Annotated in this window: 17 protein-coding genes, 1 tRNA gene and 1 pseudogene; 6 read left to right on the top strand and 13 right to left on the bottom strand. The window is 58.4% G+C overall.

From position 1 onward, the window contains the following. Nucleotides 1-366 precede the first annotated feature (366 nt). Nucleotides 367-2,625, top strand: a complete 2,259-nt coding sequence (locus SDD30_RS11745) for a sigma 54-interacting transcriptional regulator (protein WP_434075108.1) — start codon at nt 367-369, stop codon at nt 2,623-2,625. A 13-nt stretch (nt 2,626-2,638) separates the two neighbouring features. Here SDD30_RS11745 and SDD30_RS11740 read toward each other — a convergent pair whose 3' ends face one another. From SDD30_RS11740 to SDD30_RS11710, 7 genes are all read right to left on the bottom strand, one after another. Then, entirely contained in the window at nt 2,639-3,562 is a 924-nt protein-coding gene (locus tag SDD30_RS11740; protein WP_434075107.1) for an NADH-quinone oxidoreductase subunit G, read from the bottom strand. 14 nt (nt 3,563-3,576) lie between these two features. Then, on the bottom strand, nt 3,577-5,355 hold the full coding sequence (nuoF, locus tag SDD30_RS11735) for an NADH-quinone oxidoreductase subunit NuoF (RefSeq protein WP_434075106.1): 1,779 nt from the start codon (nt 5,353-5,355) through the stop codon (nt 3,577-3,579). A gap of 11 nt (nt 5,356-5,366) precedes the next feature. Continuing rightward, nucleotides 5,367-5,819: an NADH-quinone oxidoreductase subunit NuoE gene (nuoE, locus tag SDD30_RS11730; protein ID WP_434075105.1), complete on the bottom strand. Its 453-nt coding sequence runs from the start codon at nt 5,817-5,819 to the stop codon at nt 5,367-5,369. 256 nt (nt 5,820-6,075) lie between these two features. Beyond that, the gene (locus SDD30_RS11725; RefSeq protein WP_434075104.1) at nt 6,076-6,474 is read right to left on the bottom strand and encodes a hypothetical protein; all 399 of its coding nucleotides are present in this window, start codon (nt 6,472-6,474) and stop codon (nt 6,076-6,078) included. 21 nt (nt 6,475-6,495) lie between these two features. Continuing rightward, a complete protein-coding gene (locus SDD30_RS11720) occupies nt 6,496-7,026 on the bottom strand; it encodes a 4Fe-4S dicluster domain-containing protein (protein WP_434075103.1) in 531 nt (176 codons plus the stop codon). Then, the gene (locus SDD30_RS11715) at nt 7,019-8,410 is read right to left on the bottom strand and encodes a [Fe-Fe] hydrogenase large subunit C-terminal domain-containing protein (RefSeq protein WP_434075102.1); all 1,392 of its coding nucleotides are present in this window, start codon (nt 8,408-8,410) and stop codon (nt 7,019-7,021) included. Before SDD30_RS11715 ends, SDD30_RS11720 begins: the two co-directional genes overlap by 8 nt. 648 nt (nt 8,411-9,058) lie before the next feature. Next, on the bottom strand, nt 9,059-10,984 hold the full coding sequence (locus tag SDD30_RS11710; RefSeq protein ID WP_434075101.1) for an aconitate hydratase: 1,926 nt from the start codon (nt 10,982-10,984) through the stop codon (nt 9,059-9,061). 240 nt (nt 10,985-11,224) lie between these two features. Between SDD30_RS11710 and SDD30_RS11705 the strand changes: the two genes are divergently transcribed. From SDD30_RS11705 to fmt, 3 genes are all read left to right on the top strand, one after another. After that, complete coding sequence (locus SDD30_RS11705; RefSeq protein WP_434075100.1) at nt 11,225-11,506, top strand: DUF503 domain-containing protein; 282 nt, start codon at nt 11,225-11,227, stop codon at nt 11,504-11,506. 64 nt (nt 11,507-11,570) lie between these two features. Beyond that, a complete protein-coding gene (trmL, locus tag SDD30_RS11700; RefSeq protein ID WP_434075099.1) occupies nt 11,571-12,038 on the top strand; it encodes a tRNA (uridine(34)/cytosine(34)/5-carboxymethylaminomethyluridine(34)-2'-O)-methyltransferase TrmL in 468 nt (155 codons plus the stop codon). Between the two features lie 117 nt (nt 12,039-12,155). Then, entirely contained in the window at nt 12,156-13,073 is a 918-nt protein-coding gene (fmt, locus tag SDD30_RS11695) for a methionyl-tRNA formyltransferase (RefSeq protein ID WP_434075098.1), read from the top strand. A gap of 158 nt (nt 13,074-13,231) precedes the next feature. Here fmt and SDD30_RS11690 read toward each other — a convergent pair. Further along, a tRNA-Pro gene (locus SDD30_RS11690) sits at nt 13,232-13,309 on the bottom strand. 272 nt (nt 13,310-13,581) lie between these two features. Between SDD30_RS11690 and SDD30_RS11685 the strand changes: the two are divergent. Next, nucleotides 13,582-13,737: pseudogene (locus tag SDD30_RS11685) on the top strand (Y-family DNA polymerase); the annotation flags it as partial. Nucleotides 13,738-13,984: 247 nt separating this feature from the next. Here the strand turns inward: SDD30_RS11685 and SDD30_RS11680 are convergent. After that, nucleotides 13,985-14,410 carry a ferritin-like domain-containing protein gene (locus tag SDD30_RS11680; protein WP_434075097.1) on the bottom strand — a complete coding sequence of 142 codons (426 nt, stop codon included), beginning with the start codon at nt 14,408-14,410 and terminating at the stop codon, nt 13,985-13,987. 135 nt (nt 14,411-14,545) lie between these two features. On the opposite strand from SDD30_RS11680, the gene SDD30_RS11675 reads away from it, so the two are divergent. Next, on the top strand, nt 14,546-14,908 hold the full coding sequence (locus SDD30_RS11675) for a DsrE family protein (RefSeq protein ID WP_434075096.1): 363 nt from the start codon (nt 14,546-14,548) through the stop codon (nt 14,906-14,908). A gap of 63 nt (nt 14,909-14,971) precedes the next feature. Here SDD30_RS11675 and SDD30_RS11670 read toward each other — a convergent pair whose 3' ends face one another. From SDD30_RS11670 to nadA, 4 genes are all read right to left on the bottom strand, one after another. After that, nucleotides 14,972-15,907, bottom strand: a complete 936-nt coding sequence (locus SDD30_RS11670; RefSeq protein WP_434075095.1) for a selenium metabolism-associated LysR family transcriptional regulator — start codon at nt 15,905-15,907, stop codon at nt 14,972-14,974. A 141-nt stretch (nt 15,908-16,048) separates the two neighbouring features. Further along, a complete protein-coding gene (nadC, locus tag SDD30_RS11665) occupies nt 16,049-16,882 on the bottom strand; it encodes a carboxylating nicotinate-nucleotide diphosphorylase (RefSeq protein ID WP_434075094.1) in 834 nt (277 codons plus the stop codon). Nucleotides 16,883-17,142: 260 nt separating this feature from the next. Beyond that, nucleotides 17,143-18,741, bottom strand: coding sequence for an L-aspartate oxidase (gene nadB, locus SDD30_RS11660; protein WP_434075109.1), 1,599 nt, complete (start codon nt 18,739-18,741; stop codon nt 17,143-17,145). Nucleotides 18,742-18,832: 91 nt separating this feature from the next. Continuing rightward, nucleotides 18,833-19,732, bottom strand: coding sequence for a quinolinate synthase NadA (nadA, locus tag SDD30_RS11655; RefSeq protein WP_434075093.1), 900 nt, complete (start codon nt 19,730-19,732; stop codon nt 18,833-18,835). Nucleotides 19,733-19,893 lie beyond the last annotated feature (161 nt).

Genomic DNA, 19,893 nt, shown 5'->3' with positions numbered 1-19,893 from the left:
GGTGAGAGCATCTGGGTCTGTACTCATTGCCTGCCGGTACTGATCCATGGCTGACATTTATCCTGCCATTACGAAGATAAAATCACCTGGCGTAACCCGGAGTGCCTGGCCACGGCGCTAAAATCATCACTGGCTGCAGCAAGAAGGCCACCCGCCGTGAGGGGAGACGTCGCAGATAGTTAAAGTGGCTATGACTCAGAAGGCCTCCCGGCATGAATGCCCGGGCGGCCTTTTGGTACTTATGTCGGGGCGGCTATTGCCATTGGCAGGCAGAATTATGAAGGTTGTTTTTCTTTGGGAAAAAGGTTAAACTGGTGAGGTAGTATCTAATAGACCATCCTGGTGTCAGGCTCGGGAGGCAGAAAAATGGGTGGGATCGTGAACACTGCCACCGGCAGGTGCCGCCAGTGTTATTCTTGTGTGCGCAATTGCCCGGTGAAGGCCATTAGAATTAACCATGGCCAGGCGGAGGTCATCACGGAACGCTGCATCAGCTGCGGCATGTGCCTGGCTTTTTGCTCCCAGGGTGCCAAACAGGTAGCCGGCAGCCAGGCGGCTGTCCTGGCAGCGTTGAAGGAGCACGAAGAAATGGTAGCCTGCCTGGCACCGTCCTTTCCGGCGGCCTTTCCGGATTGGACTACCGGCCAGGTGGCCGGCGCCCTGAAGAAACTGGGTTTTACCGCGGTGTGGGAAGTGGCCGTGGGGGCACTGCTGGTTGCCAGGGAGTATCAAAGGGTATTAAAACAGAGGAAGACTCCAGCCATCAGTACGGCCTGCTATGCGGTGGTCAATCTGGTCGAGAGACACTTCCCGTCCCTCGTTTCTTACCTGTTACCGGTAGTCTCCCCCTCCATAGCCCTGGGAAGGCTCCTCAAGCAACACCTGGGTCCCGTGAAGGTGGCCTTTATCGGCCCCTGTATCGCTAAAAAGGAAGAGATCCGGGACCCGGAGGTAGCCGGCGCTGTAGACTATGTATTGACTTTTACAGAAATTAAGGAGTTGCTAGCAGTTGAACATCTGGAACATCCCGGGGTTGCGGCAGCCCTGGACAGCCCGCCGGTGGCAGTTAGCCGGCTATTTCCCCTGCCCGGGGGACTCAGCCGGAGCATGGGCGCGGCTCCGGATATTGCCGACCAGGATCTTTTGGTGGTCGAGGGGAAGGAGGCGGTCCTGGCGGCCCTGGAGGGCCTGGCACGGGGGGAGATTCGGCCCCGCTTAATCGACGCCCTTTTTTGCGAAGGCTGCATCATGGGTCCCGGAATGGGCGTCGAGGTCAACCAGGTAAAGAGAAAGGAACTGGTAGCCGCCTTCTACCGCAGCTATCAGGAGACGTGCGAACCGGAAATCCCCGCCCCCGACCTGGCGCGGGGCTTTCACAATAAACAATCGTCCCTGCCCCTCCCCAGCGAGGAAGATATTCAACGCATCTTACGGCTGACCAACAAATTTACGCCGGCCGATGAACTGAACTGTGGCGCCTGCGGCTATCACTCCTGCCGGGAGAAAGCCATAGCCGTTTACCAGGGCCTGGCGGAGATCGATATGTGCCTGCCCTATCTCATGGAACAGAAGAGCGACCTGCTGTCCCAGGCGGCCAGCAACCTGATGCATATCGTCGACCTATATAAAAGCCCCGGCGACCGGCCCGGCCCCGGGGTCATGGAATTGCTCCAGGAAAGAAATATTATTGTCGCCAGCCCGCGGATGTTAAGGGTCCTTTACCTGGCGGAACGGGTAGCCAGGGTGGATTCCACGGTGTTGATCCTGGGGGAATCGGGTGTCGGTAAGGAGGTAGTCGCCCGCCTGATCCATACCTTAAGCGAGCGCGACAAGGGGCCGTTTGTGAAAATAAACTGCGGCGCTATTCCGGAAAACCTGCTGGAATCCGAGCTTTTTGGCTACGAACGGGGGGCTTTTACCGGGGCCAACCGGGAGGGAAAGATGGGCCAGCTGGAGCTGGGCGACGGGGGGACGGTATTCCTGGACGAAATCGCTGAACTCCCCTTGAAGCTACAGGTTAAGCTCCTGCAGGTCTTACAGGAGCAGCGCCTGGTACGGGTGGGTGGGATCAAGGAGATCCAGCTTAATATTCGCATTATCTCGGCGACCAATAAAAACCTTTTGCAGATGGTCAAGGAGGGGACCTTCCGGGAGGATCTGTATTACCGCCTGAATGTAATCCCCCTGACCATTCCCCCTTTGCGGGAACGGCCGGAAGATATCGAAGCCCTTATCGATCACTTTATGTCCCGGCTGAACCGGCGTTACAGGCAAGAAAAAAGGATCAGTCGCCGGGCCAGGAGGTATCTCCTGGCCTATCCCTGGCCCGGTAATGTAAGGGAACTCCATAACGTCATCGAGCAGCTTTTCGTCCTGGTGGAAGGGACGGAAATCTTCCCCGAACATCTGCCTTATTACCTGCGCGACGACCAGGAGAAATACAGCTCGCATATGCTGGTAAAAGACATTATGCCCATGAAGGAGGCCATTGAAGAGGTCGAAAAGCAGTTGCTGTTAAAGGCCCTGGGGAAATATAAGAGTACCTACCAGGTGGCCGCAAAGCTGGGAGTCAATCAATCGACGGTAGTGCGCAAAATCAAAAAGTACGGGCTGGAGCAACAATAATCGCGGCGGTGAATTACTTGGGCCAGAGTTTCCCGGCCAGCTCTTCCAGGCCCAGGGCCTCGGTCCAGCTGACGGCGGCAAAGCCTTTTTCCGTCTTAATCTGGGGCTGGGGTGGTTCCTCACAGAAAATGAGGGTCAGGGCCAGACGGCCGCGCAGGCACATGGGCCGGCCCGGTGCCGCACCGCCGGCAGCTACGGCCACCACTTTGCCTCCCTTCCTCAAGAGGTAAAAGTGGCAGCCGTTGGCGCAGAAGGGACAGGTGACGGCTTCCGGCTGGAATTCCCACCAGCGGCCCTTACCGGCCAGGTATTTGTCCTGCAGGGCGCCGGTAGGACAGACGGCCACACAGTTCTGGCAAAAGACGCAATCGGATTCCCCCAGGGATACCTCCAGGGGCGGAATAACCCTGGTGGCCGGGCCCCGGAAAGCAAAACCGAGGATAGCTTGGCCGCGGGTCTCCTGGCAGGCCCGCACGCACTTGCCGCACAGGATGCACTTGTTGGGATCCCGGATGATAAAGGGGTTATTATCGTCCAGGGGGAGCTGGCCCCTCGTTCCCTCGAAGGGCGTTTTCTTGACCCCGTAGCGATAGGCGTAGTCCTGGAGGCGGCAGTTGCCGTTTTTTTCGCAGGTCAGGCAATCTAGGGGATGGTTGGCCAGCAGGAGTTCGATGATGGTCCGCCGGGCTTCGACTACCGCCGGCGATTCCGTCAGGACGGTCATGCCCTCTTCCACCGGGGTGACACAGGCGGCAGGCAGGTTCTTCCTCCCCTGGACTTCGACCACACAGAGGCGACAGGCGCCGAAGGGAGAAAGGCGTTTATCGTGGCACAGAGTGGGTATAGTGATATTTAGCTCCCGGGCCGCCTCCAGGATGGTAGTCCCAGCCGGCACCCGAATTTTTTGATCATTGATGGTTAAAGAAACACCGGGCATTTTTTCACCCCCATTTACTCAACATAAATAGCTTTTTGGCGGCATTGTTCCAGGCAGGTACCGCAACGGGTGCATAGTTCCTGATTAATGGTATGGGGTTGCTTAGCCTCGCCGCTGATGGCTCCCGCCGGGCAGCGGCGCCGGCAACGGGTGCAACCGTTACATTTTTCCGGGTCGATGTGGTAGGTAAGGAGTTCCCGGCAGCTTTTCGCCGGGCACCTGTGTTCCCGGATGTGGGCTTCATATTCGGCGCGAAAATAGCGCAGGGTGGACAGGACCGGGTTGGGCGCCGTCTGCCCCAGGCCGCAAAGGGCCGTACTTTTGATTACCCGGGCCAGTCGCTCAAGTTGCTCGAGGTCTTCCTCCCGGCCCTGCCCCCGGGTGATGCGGGTGAGGATAGCCAGCATCTGCTGGATGCCCTCCCGGCAGGGGGTACATTTACCGCAGGATTCCGCCTGGGTAAAATTGAGGAAGAAGCGGGCTACTTCAACCATGCAGGTACTATCGTCCATAACTACCAGACCGCCGGATCCCATCATCGCCCCGGCCGCGGTAAGGGAATCGTAGTCCACCGGTAGATCCAGGTGTTCGGCCGGCAAGCACCCGCCGGAAGGACCGCCGATCTGGACCGCTTTGAACCCCCGGTCCTCCAGGATGCCGCCGCCGATGTTAAAGATAATCTCCCGTAGGGTGATGCCCATGGGGACCTCAACCAAGCCGGTGTTTTTGACTTTCCCCGTCAGGGCAAAGATCTTGGTGCCCTTGCTTTTCTCCGTACCCAGGGAAGCATACCAACCGGCACCCCGGCGCAGGATTAATGGCACGTTGGCATAGGTTTCTACGTTGTTAATGTTGGTGGGTTGGCCCCAGAGGCCCTGCCGGGCGGGGAAGGGCGGCCGCGGCCGCGGCATACCCCTCTCCCCCTGGATGGAGGCCAGGAGGGCCGTTTCTTCCCCGCAGACGAAGGCCCCGGCCCCTTCCCGGATGTGAAGGTCGCAGCTAAACTCCGTCCCCAGGATACGCTCGCCGCAAAAACCCCTTTCCCGGGCCTGGGCCAGGGCGATCCGCAGCCGCTGCACGGCCAGGGGATACTCGGCCCGGACGTAGATATACCCCTCCTGAGCGCTGATGGCGTAGGCGGCGATGAGCATGCCTTCGAGGACGGCGTGGGGGTCGCCCTCCAGGACGCTGCGGTCCATAAAGGCGCCGGGGTCGCCCTCATCGGCGTTACAGACTACATACTTCCGGTCGCCGGGGGCTTTAAAGGTGTACTCCCATTTCAGTCCGGTAGGGAAACCGGCCCCGCCGCGCCCCCTTAAGCCAGACTCCTTGATTATATTGATGACTTCTTCCCGGAGCAGAGCGAGGGCCTTTTGCAACCCCTGGTAGCCCTCGACGGCCAGGTAGGCGTCGATATTTTCCGGATTGATATGACCGCAGTTTTTCAGGACGTGACGCGACTGCTGCCGGTAGAAATTGATTCGGTTATAAGTGGCTATTTTTTCCTTTGTTACCGGGTCCTGGTAGAGAAGGCGTTCAACGGGGCGACCTTGCTCCAGGTGTTCGGTGACGATGGCTTCCACGTCTTCCTCCTGCACCCGGCAGTAGAGGATTTCCTCCGGCTCGATAATCACCAGTGGCCCCTGCTCGCAGAAACCATGGCAGCCGGTATTATCCACCTGGAACCTTTCTTCCAGGTGGTGCGCGTGCAGGGCGGCCTTCAGCCGGGCGGTAACCTGGCGGGAGTGGGAGGCGCCACACCCGGTCCCGGCGCAGACTAGTATACGGTCCATGATGACACCTCCTACTGGTATTTTTCGAGGATGCCGGCGATCATATCGGGTTTTAAGTGGCCATAGGTATCCCCGCTGATGTTCATTACCGGGGCCAGGGCACAGGCCCCCAGGCAGGCCACCGGCTCCAGGGTAAAGCGCAGATCAGGCGTTGTTTCCCCGGCATCGATTTGTAAAAGCTCTTTGATTTTATTTAAGATACGGTTACCCCCGCGGATATGGCAGGCTGTTCCCTGGCAGACATGGATAACATGCCGGCCGCGGGGTTGCAGGTGGAACTGGGCATAAAAAGTGACGACGCTGTAGACGGTGCTCAAGGGCAGGGCCATGGCGGCGGCAATCTCCTTTAAAGCCTCCGGGGGCAGGTATCCCAAGGCTTCCTGGGTTGCCTGCAGGACGGGGATCAGGGCGCCCTTTTCTTCCCGGTAGCGGGCGACAATCTGCTTTATGGTCTCGGCTGGCATCGGTTGGACCTACCTCCTTCTCCAAAAATAGACTTCTACCAAAAATGGTTGCAACTTACAGCAACTACTGCGGGGCTGGCGGGTCCAGGCTTCAGGCTCCGGTGATTCTCGGCGAGCAAACTTGGCGCTCAGTTGCTTAAGCGGCGGGGGTGGCTTGACTTTTATCCTGTACCCTCCAGCCCCTTACTAGCCTGCATTTTCATGGTTCTCTGGCGGGGGCGTCAGCCTCTATGAGGGGCTCTTCTGATGTTTATCACTAGCCGGCGGGCTGAGGCGTTCCCGGGGCCGCTTCCTCCAGCTTTTGCGCCCCCAGCTCGCGCCGGCAGGTAGGGCATAAAGGCTCGGCAGGGCCGGGGGTACCGCCCCCTCCTACCAGGGGAAGATAGGGCAGGCTGGGACGGCCACAAATCCGGCATTGGGGATACTTTAAATGCCACTCTTTCTTTTGTGGGCCTGGTCCCCGGCTCAAGGCCCAGACGGGGCATTTATCGATGCAGATACGGCATTCCTTCGGGCAGAATTCGGGTAGAAAGCGCAAGATAAGGGCCGTGCCGTCGCTCTCGCCCTTAAGGGCCCCGCTCCAGCACAGGCGGGTGCATATTTCGCAACGGACACACTTTTCCGGATTGAGGATCAAAGTAGCGGTAGCTATCATGGAGCCATCCTTCTTTCTCAGCTAGGCAGACTGGTGGATATGAACCCAGTTCATCAAATCCTGGACGGAGGCCAGGCGATGGTTTTGAATCAAGTTGCGGAGGGAATTGCCGTCCAGCAGGGAGAGAGCCCTGGAGGAGCAGGCCTCCACGCAGGCCGGCCCCCCCGGCCGCCCTTCGCAGAGATCGCATTTATGGGCCACCACCTTGTGCTCCTTTTCCTTGTAGACCAGCTCAATAGAGCCAAAGGGGCAAACGATGGCGCAGGTTTTACAGCCGATGCACTTGTCGGAGTTAATCAGGACCACGTTGTTTTTCTGGGTAATGGCCCCTACCGGGCAGGCCCGGGCACAGGGCGCGTCTTCACAGTGGCGGCAACGGACGGAGAGGGAGGCACCGCCGCTTTTAACCACAAAGACCCGGCTGTACAGGGGTTCGGTAACCGTACCGGCGGTGAGGACCGGTTTTTCCATATGGGCAATGGCGCAGGCGACTTCACAGGCCTTGCACCCGGTACAATTGCGCGGGTCGGCGAGAATCAGGGAGTTAAACATTCTCTTCTGACCTCCTGACAGTGTAATGGGTATGGAGCAGGGCGTGGGATAGCTCGCCCAGGGGCTGTCCTAAAAAATCGGCGTAGAGCTGTTTGATGGCTGGATTTTCATGGGCCTTGCGCACGGGGAGATCCCGGTCGTGGTTGTAGATGCTGGCCGCCCGCTGGCGATAGATGGAGCCGCGATAGGTTTCTACCAGGATTTTCGGCTGGCCGCCGCCGCTGAGACAACCGGCGGGGCAGGCCATGACCTCCATGAAGTGGAAGCTGGCCTTTCCGGCTATCAGGTCGTCCAGAATGGGGACGACATTCTTTAACCCGGCCACGATAATAATTTCCAACTGTTCTTTGCCGAGGTTGATATTGACCTTGCGGGTACCGGCCATACCCCGTACCTCATGGAACTCAATCTCCTCCAGGGGCTTACCGCCTACAACTTCGGCCGCCGTCCTTAGAACGGCCTCGGTGACCCCGCCGGTAACACCGAAGATAGCCCCGGCGCCGCTGTATTTGCCCAGGGGCTGGTCGGCTTCTTCCTCTGCCAGGCTGTGCCAGTCAATACCCTTATCCTTAATGAGGTGGGCCAGTTCCCGGGTAGTCAGGACGGCGTCGACGTCGCGGCCATAGCTACCACTAAGCTCGGGACGGTTACATTCAAATTTCTTGGCTATGCAGGGCATGACGGCCGTTACAAAGAGGTGGCGGGAGCGCAGATCGGGGTCAAGCTGGCCGGTGTAGGTTTTAAAGATAGCACCGGCCATTTGCTGGGGTGATTTACAGGTAGAGAGGTTGGCGATTAGCTGCGGGTAAGCCTGCTCGACAAATTTAACCCAGGCCGGGCAGCAGGAGCTAAAAAGGGGTAAAGCACCGTCGCCCTGCAAGCGCTGCAGCAGCTCGTAGCCTTCTTCCATCACCGTCAGGTCGGCGGCAAAGTTGGTATCATAGACATATTTAAAGCCCAGGCGCCTCAAGGCGGCGACAATACGGCCGATGGTAACAACCTGGGGTGATAGGCCAAAGTCCTCCGCCAGGGCGAACCGGATCGCCGGGGCGAACTGCACGGCATTAAAAAGGTCGGGCCGGGCCAGGGCTTCCCGGACCAGCTCCTCGTGGCTTTCGTTATAGGCCGCGAATAAGGGTTCTGGGGCGGCCGCCGGGAGCAGGCGGCGTTCGCGGTTTTTAGCAGCCATGGTCTCGGGGCTGGTCGTATAGGGGGAAGCATAGGCGCTGCAAATTTGCACACACTGGCCACAGTTGACGCAGATTTCTCTATTGAGTATCTGGGGCTCACCCTGGTTGCCCTCAATGGCCCCTGTGGGACAGATTTCGGCGCAGCGGCGGCAACCGGTACAAAGATCCCGATCAATATAAATCACGATAGCCATCCCTCCTGATGAAGAAATTTAGCCCCCTGACTGAAAGTTAATGCAAATTTCATGCCAAGGTGTAAGAAAAAGGATAACAGTTTTCCTATTAAATCTTCGGGCAGGGATTTAATGTCCCCCGGCATTAAATAATGCACCATTGCATTACAGAAGCTCATGCCGCCAGGTAGCACCGGCAAGGAATGTAATTGGTGGGCCGTATTGCCTGGCAGAGGGGTCTGAACCAGGGTTGTGAAAATTAACTAGGAGTCACCTGGCATGATCCTTGCTTGAAAACCTGGCAGGAGGTGTTTGGCCATGCAGACGAGGAGGAAGCTTCGTTTTTGTCCCAGGTGCGGGCAGGAGCATCAGCAGGTGGACAGGGGGCGCTTTTGCAGCACTTGCGAGGAGGAGATAAATATTCTTCGCCACTTGCCCAGGACAAGGCCGCCTCAGCCAGCCTATTACCGTGTCTTTTCTGGCAAAAATTTATGATGCATGAGTATTACCGGAGAGAAAGACGGCAAGACCCGGCAGCACCCGCGCCGGGAGCATAAAACTAAGCCCCGGGCCGCTCGACGGCGGACCCGGGGCTGTTTTTAGTTGCTTCGCACATAACCTACTAAAGGCGGCCGATGGTTCTCGCGGCGGGCCTGGTGAGCCGGGAGCTTACTTACCTGCCTGCTGTTTGGTGTAGTTCAGCAGCCCCCCGGCCAGGATGACGGCCTGCTGGCGGGGGGAGAGGCCGTGACGCACTTTGAAGGCAAAGCCCTGGCTGGTATTGGTGACCGTTATTTCCTCCGGCTTAAGTCCCCGGCTCAGGTCAACGGCCAGGACGTCACCGGCTGCGATCCGGTCGTAATCGTCCGGGTCGGTAAAGGTCAGGGGCAGGATGCCGAAATTCACCAGGTTGCTGCGGTGGATGCGGGCGAAGGATTGGGCGATGACCACCTTGATGCCCAGGTACAGGGGGCAGAGGGCGGCGTGCTCGCGGCTCGAGCCCTGGCCGTAGTTTTGCCCGCCGACAATTATTCCCTGGCCCGCTTCCTTAGCCCGCCGGGCAAAGGTCGAGTCTACTCCTTCAAAGGCGTGTTCCGCCAGGGCCGGGATGTTGGAACGCAGGGGCAGGTATTTCGCCCCTGCCGGGGAGATATGGTCGGTGGTAATATTGTCGCCCGTCTTTAAAAGGACCGGGGCGGTAATAACTTCTGCCGGCGGTTGGGGCAGGGGTAGGGGCTTGATATTGGGACCGCGCCGGATCTCCACGTTCGAGCCGTCCTCCGGCGGGAAGATGAACATGCCGTCGTCCACCGGGAAGCTTTCCGGCAGGGCCACCGCTATGGGTTCACCCAGCTCCCGGGGATCGGCCAGGTAACCCTTGAGGGCCGTGGCCGCGGCCACCTCCGGGCTGGCCAGGTAGATCCGGGCGTCGGCCGTACCGCTACGGCCCTGGAAGTTCCGGTTAAAAGTACGTACCGAAACGCCGCCTGAAGGTGGGGCCTGTCCCATGCCGATGCAGGGGCCGCAGGCGCACTCCAGGATGCGGGCGCCGGCCGTGACCAGGTCGGCCAGGGCACCATTTTGGGCCAGCAAGCGGAAGACCTGGCGGGAGCCGGGGGCGATCACCAGGCTGACCTCGGGGTGGACCCGCTTTCCCTTGAGGATGGCCGCCACCCGCATAAGATCGGCATAGGAAGAATTGGTGCAACTGCCGATGGCTACCTGGTTGACTTTGATGGGTCCGACCTTCCGCACGGGGGCCACGTTATCCGGCATGTGGGGTTGGGCCACCAGGGGTTCCAGGGTGGCCAGGTCGATATCAATGACCTGATCATAGGTAGCATCGGCATCGGGCAGGAGTTCTACCCAGTCGGCGGCGCGGCCCTGGGCAGCCAGGAAGGCCTGGGTAACCTCGTCGCTGGGAAAGATGGAGGTGGTGGCTCCCAGCTCGGCGCCCATATTGGTGATGGTCGCCCGCTCCGGTACGGACAGGGTGGCCACCCCGTCGCCGCCATACTCGACGACCTTGCCCACGCCGCCCTTAACGCTTAACCTATGCAGGACCTCCAGGATGATGTCCTTAGCGCTCACCCAGGGGGCCAAACGACCGTGGAGATTGACACGGATGACGGCCGGCATGTTAAAATAGAAGGGACCGCCGGCCATGGCCACGGCTACGTCCAGGCCGCCGGCGCCGATGGCCAGAGCACCCACCCCGCCGGCAGTGGGGGTATGGCTGTCGGAACCCAGCAGGGTTGTCCCCGGGACGGCGAAGCGTTCCAGGTGGACTTGATGGCAGATGCCGTTGCCGGGCCGGGAAAAGATAATACCGTATTTGGCGGCGATACCCTGGAGGAACAGGTGGTCGTCGGCGTTTTCAAAGCCGGTTTGCAGGGTATTATGGTCGATGTAACTGACGGAGAGCTTGGTCCGCACCCGGGGGATGCCCATAGCCTCCAGTTGCAGGTAAGCCATGGTGCCGGTGGCGTCCTGGGTCAGGGTCTGGTCGATGCGGATGGCAATCTCCTCACCGGGTACCATTTTACCGGTGACCAGGTGCCGGCTGATTATCTTCTGGGCAAGGTTCTGGCCCATTACAGGTTCCTCCTCTCGCGTTTCACAAGTCTTTTATAATATAACAGAAACCGGCCGGAATGTGAACCCACCCGGGGTAGTAGATTCCCAGGCCCCGCCGCCATGCAGGTCAATGTCTCCGGTAACGGCCAAGGATGGCAATGGTTACGGAGTGGACGACGGCATCAGTAACTGTGCGGCGACCGGCAATCCGGCCTGATTAGAGCGGGTCATAGTAAGTAAAATAAAAGGGTGGTCGTTATGGTCATCGGTGTCGGTACGGCAAACCTGCGCCTGGCAGGGGCCAGGAGTTTAAAGGATAAACGGCGGGTGGTAAAAAGTATCCTGGCCCGTTTGCATAGTCGTTTTAATGTTGCTGCCGCCGAGGTGGGGCACCACGATAGCCACCAGGATGCCGAGATCGCTATTGCCTGTATCAGCACCGCCGGCAGCCATGCCGACCAGATCCTGGCAGCTGTCCAAGGCTTTTTAGAAGCCGAAGGCGAAATCGAGCTGGTGGCGTACCATACGGAACTACTATGACCACTTTTATTAAGCCTCCCACCTCCAACCTCACATATCTCATTCCCGAGGAGATGCCGTCACCTTGCCAATCCACGTAGTCCTGTACCAACCAGAAATCCCCCATAACACCGGCAATATCGCCCGTACCTGCGCCGCCACCGGGGCGATGTTGCACCTTGTTTACCCCCTGGGCTTCACCCTGGACGAAAAACACCTCAAACGCGCCGGCCTGGATTACTGGAATGAGGTGAACATCCAGGAGCATGGTAGCTGGACGGCCTTCCAGGAGGCCTACCCGGACGCTAACTGCTATTACCTCTCCACCAAAGGCCACCGGCGCTATACGGGGGTCAAGTATCAGCCGGATGATTTTCTCGTCTTCGGTCCCGAAACCCGGGGCTTGCCCGCCGATATCCTGGAACCGGCGGGTGCCAGGGTGCTACGCGTGCCCATGCGACTGGGCCTGAGATCCTTAAACCTGGCCAACACTGTGGCCCTCGTCCTTTACGAGGCCCTGCGCCAGCTGGATTTTCCCGGCCTGACGCCGTAAAATAATACCCGCTACCCGGCTATATAGTGTAAATATTCCTAGAGTCACCAGGGTACGTGGGCTACGCCTGAACTTAGCAGGCGTTACCAGCTCCAGCTAAAAGAAAGGGGAGAAACCATGCGCATCGTTTTTATTGGCCAGGCCCCCTTTGGCCGCGACTGCCTGCAGGCCCTCCTGGAACAGGGGGAAGAAGTGGTTGGCGTCCTCACTGTGCCGGATCGCCCGGGGGCCAGGTCCCCCAACCCGGTTAAAGAACTGGCCCTGGACAGGGCTTTGCCCCTGTCACAGCCGGCCCGCTTAAAGGAACCGCCGGCCATCGCCTGGGTACAGGACCTCCGGCCTGACCTGCTGGTCCTGGCCTATGTTACTACTATTCTCCCCCAGGCGATGATTGACCTGGCCACCCATGGGGGCATCAACTACCACCCCTCCCTGCTGCCGGCCTACCGTGGCGGCAGTGCCATGAACTGGGCCATTATCAATGGGGAAACGGAAACCGGCGTTACCATCCACCAGATCGACGCCGGCGTCGACACCGGCCCTATTATCCTCCAGGAAAAGGTCACCATTGACCCGGATGATACGGTAAAATCCCTTTATTTCGAGAAACTTTATCCCCTGGGTGTCAAGCTGGTGGCTGCGGCGGTGCGCCTGATCCGGGAAGGGAAAGCCGTCCCGGTGCCCCAGGACGAAAGCCGGGCCTCTTTCCAGCCGGTCATTAGGGAGGGGCACGCCCGGATCAATTGGCGGCAAAGCGCGGGAAGGGTTTACAACCTGATCCGCGGTACCAACCCCCACCCGAGCGCCTGGACTACCCTGCGGGGCAAGAAGCTTACTATCTGGGAGGTCAGCCCCTGTCAGGGAAAGGGTACGCCGGGCAACATAGTAGCCTGCCGGGAAGAGGGGTTTGTTATCGCTACCGGTGATGGGGCGATCCTGGCCCGGCGCGTGCAGTATGAAGGGGGCCATGATAAGCTACCCGCCGATCAGCTGGTGCGGGAGATTAACCTCCGAGTTGGGGAAAGCTGCACCTAACGGTTAGCCGCCTCGCCGTAGCCTAAATATGCGACCTTAAAATAACAGCCCGCCCCGGCAGACGAAAAACAGGTAGGGACGGGCTCATTTCTGTTCTTGTTAAAAATTTAAAAAGGCCTCTTACTCCGACGTAACAGGCCTGAAGTCCCATCATAATATGGTCGGGGCGAGGTGATTTGAACACCCGACCTCACGGTCCCGAACCGTGCGCTCTAGCCAAACTGAGCTACGCCCCGATGACAATATCTATTCTAGCCGACATAACTGCTGCTGTCAATATTTCAGGGGATAAACATTCATGGTAATCGGGCCCATTGTCAAATAGAGTGCTGATGCTTAGGGGTAATGATGCCGATACAAGGCTCCGGATGTCGATAGCAGGATATTCCAGGCCGTCGTCGAATTGTTAAACATGCGAAGACCCGCACGCTGCGGCCAAAAGCATTTCGAGGCACTGGGTGTGCCGTTTGCTGTAGCGGTGACCGCGGATGAGGTGTAATGGGGTTATATGCAGGACCTCCTTCTTTGTGACCTGGACGCCTTTTTCGCTTCTGTAGAACAGCGCGACTACCTGGAATACCGGGGCCGGCCGGTAATCGTCGGCGGAGACCGCAACCACGGGGTGGTTTCCACCTGTTCCTATGCGGCCCGCAGGTATGGCGTTGGCGGAGGTTGTATGGTGTAAAACGTTGCCTCAGGCGGTTGTTACCAGGGTTTATCAAAAACCGATAAAAAAGAGCCGGGGTAGTGTTACCCCGGCTTTGAATTATTGATGTACGCCGTTTATTGGGGGTAAGGCCAGCGTACTAAAGAGGTTGGCAAGGTTGTGGGGCCTGTACTTAGTTAGGCCTATATTGATACGAAGTTATTAAAATGCGCCGTAAAGCCCCTAGCTTAAGCCATAGGGAGGCTTATTTGAAGTACCGGCCCAGCAGGCCTTCCAGGGCGCGGGCGTGGCGGCCTTCATCCCGGGAGGACTCGTCAAAGAAGTCGTGGGCGTGGTCGATGTTATTCTCCTTGGCCTTAACGGCGGCCTCGCGCTTGCCCTTGTTGGCTCCCAACTCGCCGGCCAGCATCTTTTCCAGGTTCTCCTTGGTGCTGGCGCTGATTTTACCATTCAGTTCGGCAAAGTGGGCGGCATGCTCGGCCTCCTCCCAGGCGATTTTCTCCAGGGTCAGGGCCACCTCGGGGTAACCCTCCCGCAGGGCCTGGCGAGCCATGGCCAGGTAGAGGCCGACTTCCATTGTTTCCCCTTTGAAATTAGCCTCGACGGCATCCTCCACTACGGTGCCCTTCGCTACACCCAGTTTGACATCGTTGATCAGTTCTGCTGCCATTATTAACTCCTCCTAGTTAATAGTAATGATTATTGATAACGTTATAGTTACATTATATATATTACCCCCGTTTCTGTCAACCCTTTCAGGTAAAGAGGTGCTTTGGGCCATGTGAACGAATCCAGCAGGTGGGAAGTGGTTTTGACAAACTTGGCTAACTTTTTGCATGACGTTGGGGAGGGTCAGGCCGCTATTGAAGTAGTGGCCAATGGCGAAGCCGTATCTATCTTTAATATCAGGTGTTTTGTTGCTGGCGGTAATGCCGGGGGTAATAGCTGTGGTACTGGTACCACCAGGGGAACGCCGAAGGAAAAGATGGAGCAACTGGCGGCCAGGGGGGTAAATTTCATCGCCTGTCGCAATGCCCTGAAGGGGCAGTCGATCCCTGAGGACAGCCTGCCCGGCTTTATCACCGTCGTGGCCTGCTGGTATAACGGAGATTGTCAGAAGGCCGGCCGAGGAATATGCCTACATCAAATCCTGATTACAGGGGCGTAAAAACTCAAACAAGACGCTAGGCCACCTGACGGCACCAGCACAGGATGAAAATGGTAAAAAACCTTATTTTAGGTGGAGGCTTTTGCCTGGTAAGCATTGTTGGGGATTGGCCGTATTAGAGCGTAAAAACTTAAAAAAGGCTTCTACCGGGGCGCTCCGGAATTTATGCCGGTTAAAAATGATATGGAAGGTACGGTGGAAATCAGCCCCCCGGAGTTTGACCACCTGGAGCAGGTTATGTCTACTTTCTTTTTTTATGGCCAGCCGGGAGATAATGGCTATCCCCAGCCCCGCCTCAACAGCCTCTTTGATCGCCTGGGTGCTGCCCAATTCCATAATAATATTAAGCATAGATGGTTCCAGCCCTGCTTTTTTTAAGCCGGCCTCGGCTACCTGTCTGGTGCCGGATCCCTCTTCCCGTAAAATGAGGGGTTCTTTTTTTAATTCCTCAGGCTTAATCTCCGCGCGACCCGACCAGGGGTGCCCCGGTGGTATAATTAAAACCAGTTCGTCCTGGGAAAGGTCCTTTTGGATAAGATTGGGGTGAGCCGCTTGACCTTCAATAAAGCCCAGATCTACCGCCCCTTCCAGAACCCGGCGCATGATCTCCGTGGTGTTGGCAATCTGTAAAGTAATGTCGACCTCTGGATACTGCCGTTTAAATTGACCGGTAACCCTGGGTAAAAAGTACTCGCCGAGGGTAAGGGTGGCTCCCACTACCAGCCGCCCTTTGACCGTACCACTAATATCGGCCAGGGCTTTGCGCGCTTCATCATAGATCCGGCTGAGCTCCAGGGAGTATTGATAGAGAACCCGCCCGGCTTCCGTCAGGGTAACCTGGCGGTTATTGCGATCCAGGAGGCGGGTACCGAAGTATTCCTCCAGATGGTGGATGTGCAGGCTGATGGCCGGCTGGGTCAGGTGTAAAACCCGGGCGGCCCGGGAGAAACTCTTTTGATCGGCGACAGCTTTAAAAACAAGCAATTGGGTATCGAGCAAGTTTATCACCAACAAAACTATACCAGTTTTTTAACTCCTGGTCTATCCTGAAAATAGCGCTCTTTATCGTTTTCATCCACTGCTGGTGCCGCGCAGCGGCATGAGTGTCTACCCTGAAATGGAGGTGAGAAGTTGGAAAAGCTAGTATAATTCCAGGCTCAAATCAAGGGCGGTGACGCTGTGGGTTAAAGCGCCAACAGAGATATAGTCGATGCCGGTAGCCGCTACATCCGCGACCCGGTCCAGGGTGATGCCCCCGGAAGCCTCGACCAGGGCCCGGCCGCCGACCAGCTCTACCGCCCGGCGCATCTCCCCGGGTTCCATATTGTCCACCATAATAATATCCGCCCCGGCGGCCAGGGCCTCTTCGACCTGGGCCAGGTTTTCCACTTCGACTTCAATTTTCGCCGTCAAAGGAATAACCCGGCGGGCCCTGGTTACCGCTGCCGTGATACTTCCGGCCGCTTTAATATGGTTATCTTTCAGCAGGACGGCGTCCCCCAGGTTCAGGCGGTGGTTGACCCCGCCGCCCAGGCGGACGGCGTATTTATCCAGGAGGCGCAGGCCCGGTACTGTTTTGCGGGTATCGCAGATTTTCGCTTGATAGGGCTTGACCAGTTCCACATAACGGGCCGTTAGGGTAGCGATGCCCGACAAGCGTTGCAGGAAATTCAGGGCCACCCTTTCCGCCCCCAGGATGGCTAGCAGCGGGCCTTCGACCCGGGCCACCCTCTGCCCGGCAATAATCCGATTACCCTCAGTCACCAGGGGTATAAATTTGGCTCCCGGCGGCAGCATTTGGAAGGCCAGCCCGGCTACCGGCAGGCCGGCTATAACCCCCTCCTGGCGAGCGAGGATTTCCCCCTGCCCACGTTCGGCGGGGGTAAAAAGGGCGCTGCTGGTCAGGTCGCCCGGCCCCAGGTCTTCTTCCAGGGCGTGTTTAACTATAGCAGTCGTTGCCAGCATATTAAGCATTTTAGGGTTTCATCCTCCTTGATCCTGAAGCATATTAAAGCCGGTTGTTATCCCGATGCTCTAGATAGGGTTCGGCCTGACTTACTCCTGTCAAGGGTCGGGCTTTAACCCGTCCCAGAACCCGGATATTTTCCGGTGCCAACAGTAAGGACCATCGCCGGTGGGTTTCCCGGCGTCCGCCGCCACGTCCCCCCTAGTGTGAATGTCGACCGGCTTTGTTGAGTCGGCGGGTTTCCCGGTGTCCGGCGCCACTGCAAGCGTTAGACCGGCACTTCCCGGGCTTCTTTGCCCCGTGCCTGCACCAGGTGCTGGCAGTAAGCGGGGTCGGTTTGCGGGAAGTCCTCCCGGTAATGGGCGCCCCGGCTTTCCCGCCGCCAGGCAGCAGCAGCTATTATTAATTGGGCAACGGTCAACATATTGCGGAGCTCGGCCCCGCGGCGGTCCCGGGCCGGGCAGGCCAGTCGCGGCCACCACGACGCCAGCTTCTGGGCCGCTGCCTGCAAACCCGCGCCAGTGCGGATTAAACCCGCGGCCTGGGCCATGGTCGCCGGCAAGGCCGGCCAGTTGCCCGTATTATGCCGACCGTCCTCTTTTAACCGGGTATACTTTAGCGGCGGGCAGGGCGGAAGCCTCAGGTCCCGGTTTAAAAGGTCGGTGGCTATCCGCCCGCCAAAGACCAGACCCTCCAGGAGGGAATTGCTGGCCAGGCGGTTGGCGCCGTGCACCCCGGTACAGGCTACTTCCCCGCCGGCATAAAGGCCGGCGATACAGGTACGCCCGTCCAAGTCCGTTCGTATTCCGCCCATAAAGTAATGGGCCGCCGGCGCCACGGGCAACCACTCCTGCAGCGGGTCTAAGCCCAGTTCCCGGCAGGTGGCGGTGATGGTGGGAAAACGGTGTTCCACCAGTTCAGGGTCCAGGCTGGTCATATCTAAATAAATATAGCTGGATCCGTACCGCGTCATCTCCCGGGCTGCCGCCCGGGCGACGACATCACGGGGAGCCAGCTCCGCCAGGGGATGGTAGCCGGGCATAAACCTTTCTCCGGCTTGATTGCGTAAAATAGCCCCCTCGCCGCGGACGGCTTCGGAAATCAAGAAACCTGGTGCACCGGGGTGCACCAGGACGGTAGGGTGAAATTGATAAAACTCCCCATCCATAACTTCGGCCCCGGCCCGGTAGGCCATGGCCACGCCATCGCCGGTGGCCACCGCCGGGTTGGTAGTAACCGGGTAAAGCCGGCCGGCGCCGCCGCAGGCCAGAACGACAGCCCCGGCTAGAATGGCTTTAATTTCCCCTGCCGTGGTTAATACCAGGGCGCCGCAGCAACGGCCCTCCGCAACCAGCAGGTCCAAGGCCATGGTTCCCGGCCATAGCTGGATGTTGCCGGTTGCCGCCACCCTGGCAGCCAGGCCCTGCCAGATTGCTGTCCCCGTGGCGTCACCGCCAGCGTGGAGGATGCGCCGCCGGCTGTGGGCTCCTTCCTGCCCCAGGGCTATCCTGGGTCCCTCGCGGTCGAAGGGCACGCCCCAGTCAATTAATTCGCGTACCCGTTCCGGCCCTTCCGTCACCAGCACCCTGGCGGCGGCAGGGTCCCCCAAGCCGGCAGCCGCCGTTAAAGTGTCCTCCAGATGTAAGGTCGGGGAATCTTCCTGCTCAATGGCCGCGGCAATGCCTCCCTGGGCCAGGTCGGTGGCGCAGGCTGCTAGGTCGTCTTTAGTTACCAGAACAACCTGATAGCGTCCAGCAATTTTTAGGGCTGTATAGAGGCCGGCGATGCCGCTGCCGATAATCAAGATATCGGTTTCGTACCTTGGCAATGCCTGGAGGTCAAAATTAATCAGATACCTCGGGACCATAGCCTGAATCATGGCTGAATATTTCCTCCCCGGCACTCCACCCTTGGGCCTGGCTTTTTCTCATGCCATCGGCCCTGGATAAAAATTTTATTTAAATTGCCAGCATGCGTTCTAAGGCGCCATAGGCCCGCTGGCGGATGGTTTCCGGTACTTTAACTTCTGGCTGCATCTCGCGCAGGCAACGGGCTATTTTCTCCAGGCTGGTAAGCTTCATATTGGGGCACACCAGGCCCGGCGACAGGAGATAAAATTTCTTTTCCGGGTTATCCAGCAGCAGCCGGTGGAGAATGCCCATCTCCGTCCCAATTAAAAATTCCCCGGCCCTGCTTTCCCGGGCATACTTGATAATGGCCGTTGTGCTGCCAACAAAATCTGCTGCCGCCGTCACCTCCGGCCGGCACTCGGGATGAACCAGCACTTCGGCCTCCGGGTGAGCCGCCCTGGCCTGCTCCAGCTCGTCCAGGGTAACCCGATAATGGGTAATACAGCCGCCCTCCCAGGGGATTATCTCTTGGCTCGTAAACCGGGCGACAAAACTGGCGAGGTTGCGATCAGGCACAAAGAGGATCCGTTGCTGCGGCAGGGATCGGACCACCGCCACGGCATTGCTGGAAGTACAACAAATGTCGCTTTCGGCTTTAACATCTGCCGGGGTATTAACGTAACAGACAACTGCCGCATCCGGGTATCTGGCTTTAGCCTGGCGCAGAGCGGCCACATCGATGCTCGCGGCCAGGGGACAGCCGGCCTGGCTGTCCGGCAGGAGGATTATTTTATCCGGCGCCAGGATGCTGGCGCTTTCGGCCATAAAGCGCACCCCGGCCAGAACTACCACCCGGGCGGTGGTAGAAGCGGCATAACGGCTGAGGGCCAGGGAATCACCCACAAAATCCGCTATATCCTGGACGGCATCTTGCTGGTAGTTGTGGGCCAGGATCACCGCCTGACGTTCTTGCTTGAGTTTTTCTATTGCTTGAATTACTGCCGACATGGTTTCTCCCTTTCCTTAAGTGCTCAGGGCTATCGGGACAGTCAGGGCAATTTCTTGCTCTTAAAAGCAACTGCCAGCCCGTCTGGGATGGACCAAGCATTAGTCTTATCACCTGTCTTGTCAGGTTAAGGCTATTATAAATCGCCTGTCATGCTTCGTCA

Source organism: Moorella naiadis (nom. illeg.), from assembly GCF_051020825.1.
Taxonomy (GTDB): domain Bacteria; phylum Bacillota; class DSM-521; order Neomoorellales; family Neomoorellaceae; genus Neomoorella; species Neomoorella naiadis.
The sequence above is the reverse complement of the archived record's forward strand: the minus strand, read 5'-3'. Positions and strand labels throughout refer to the sequence as shown.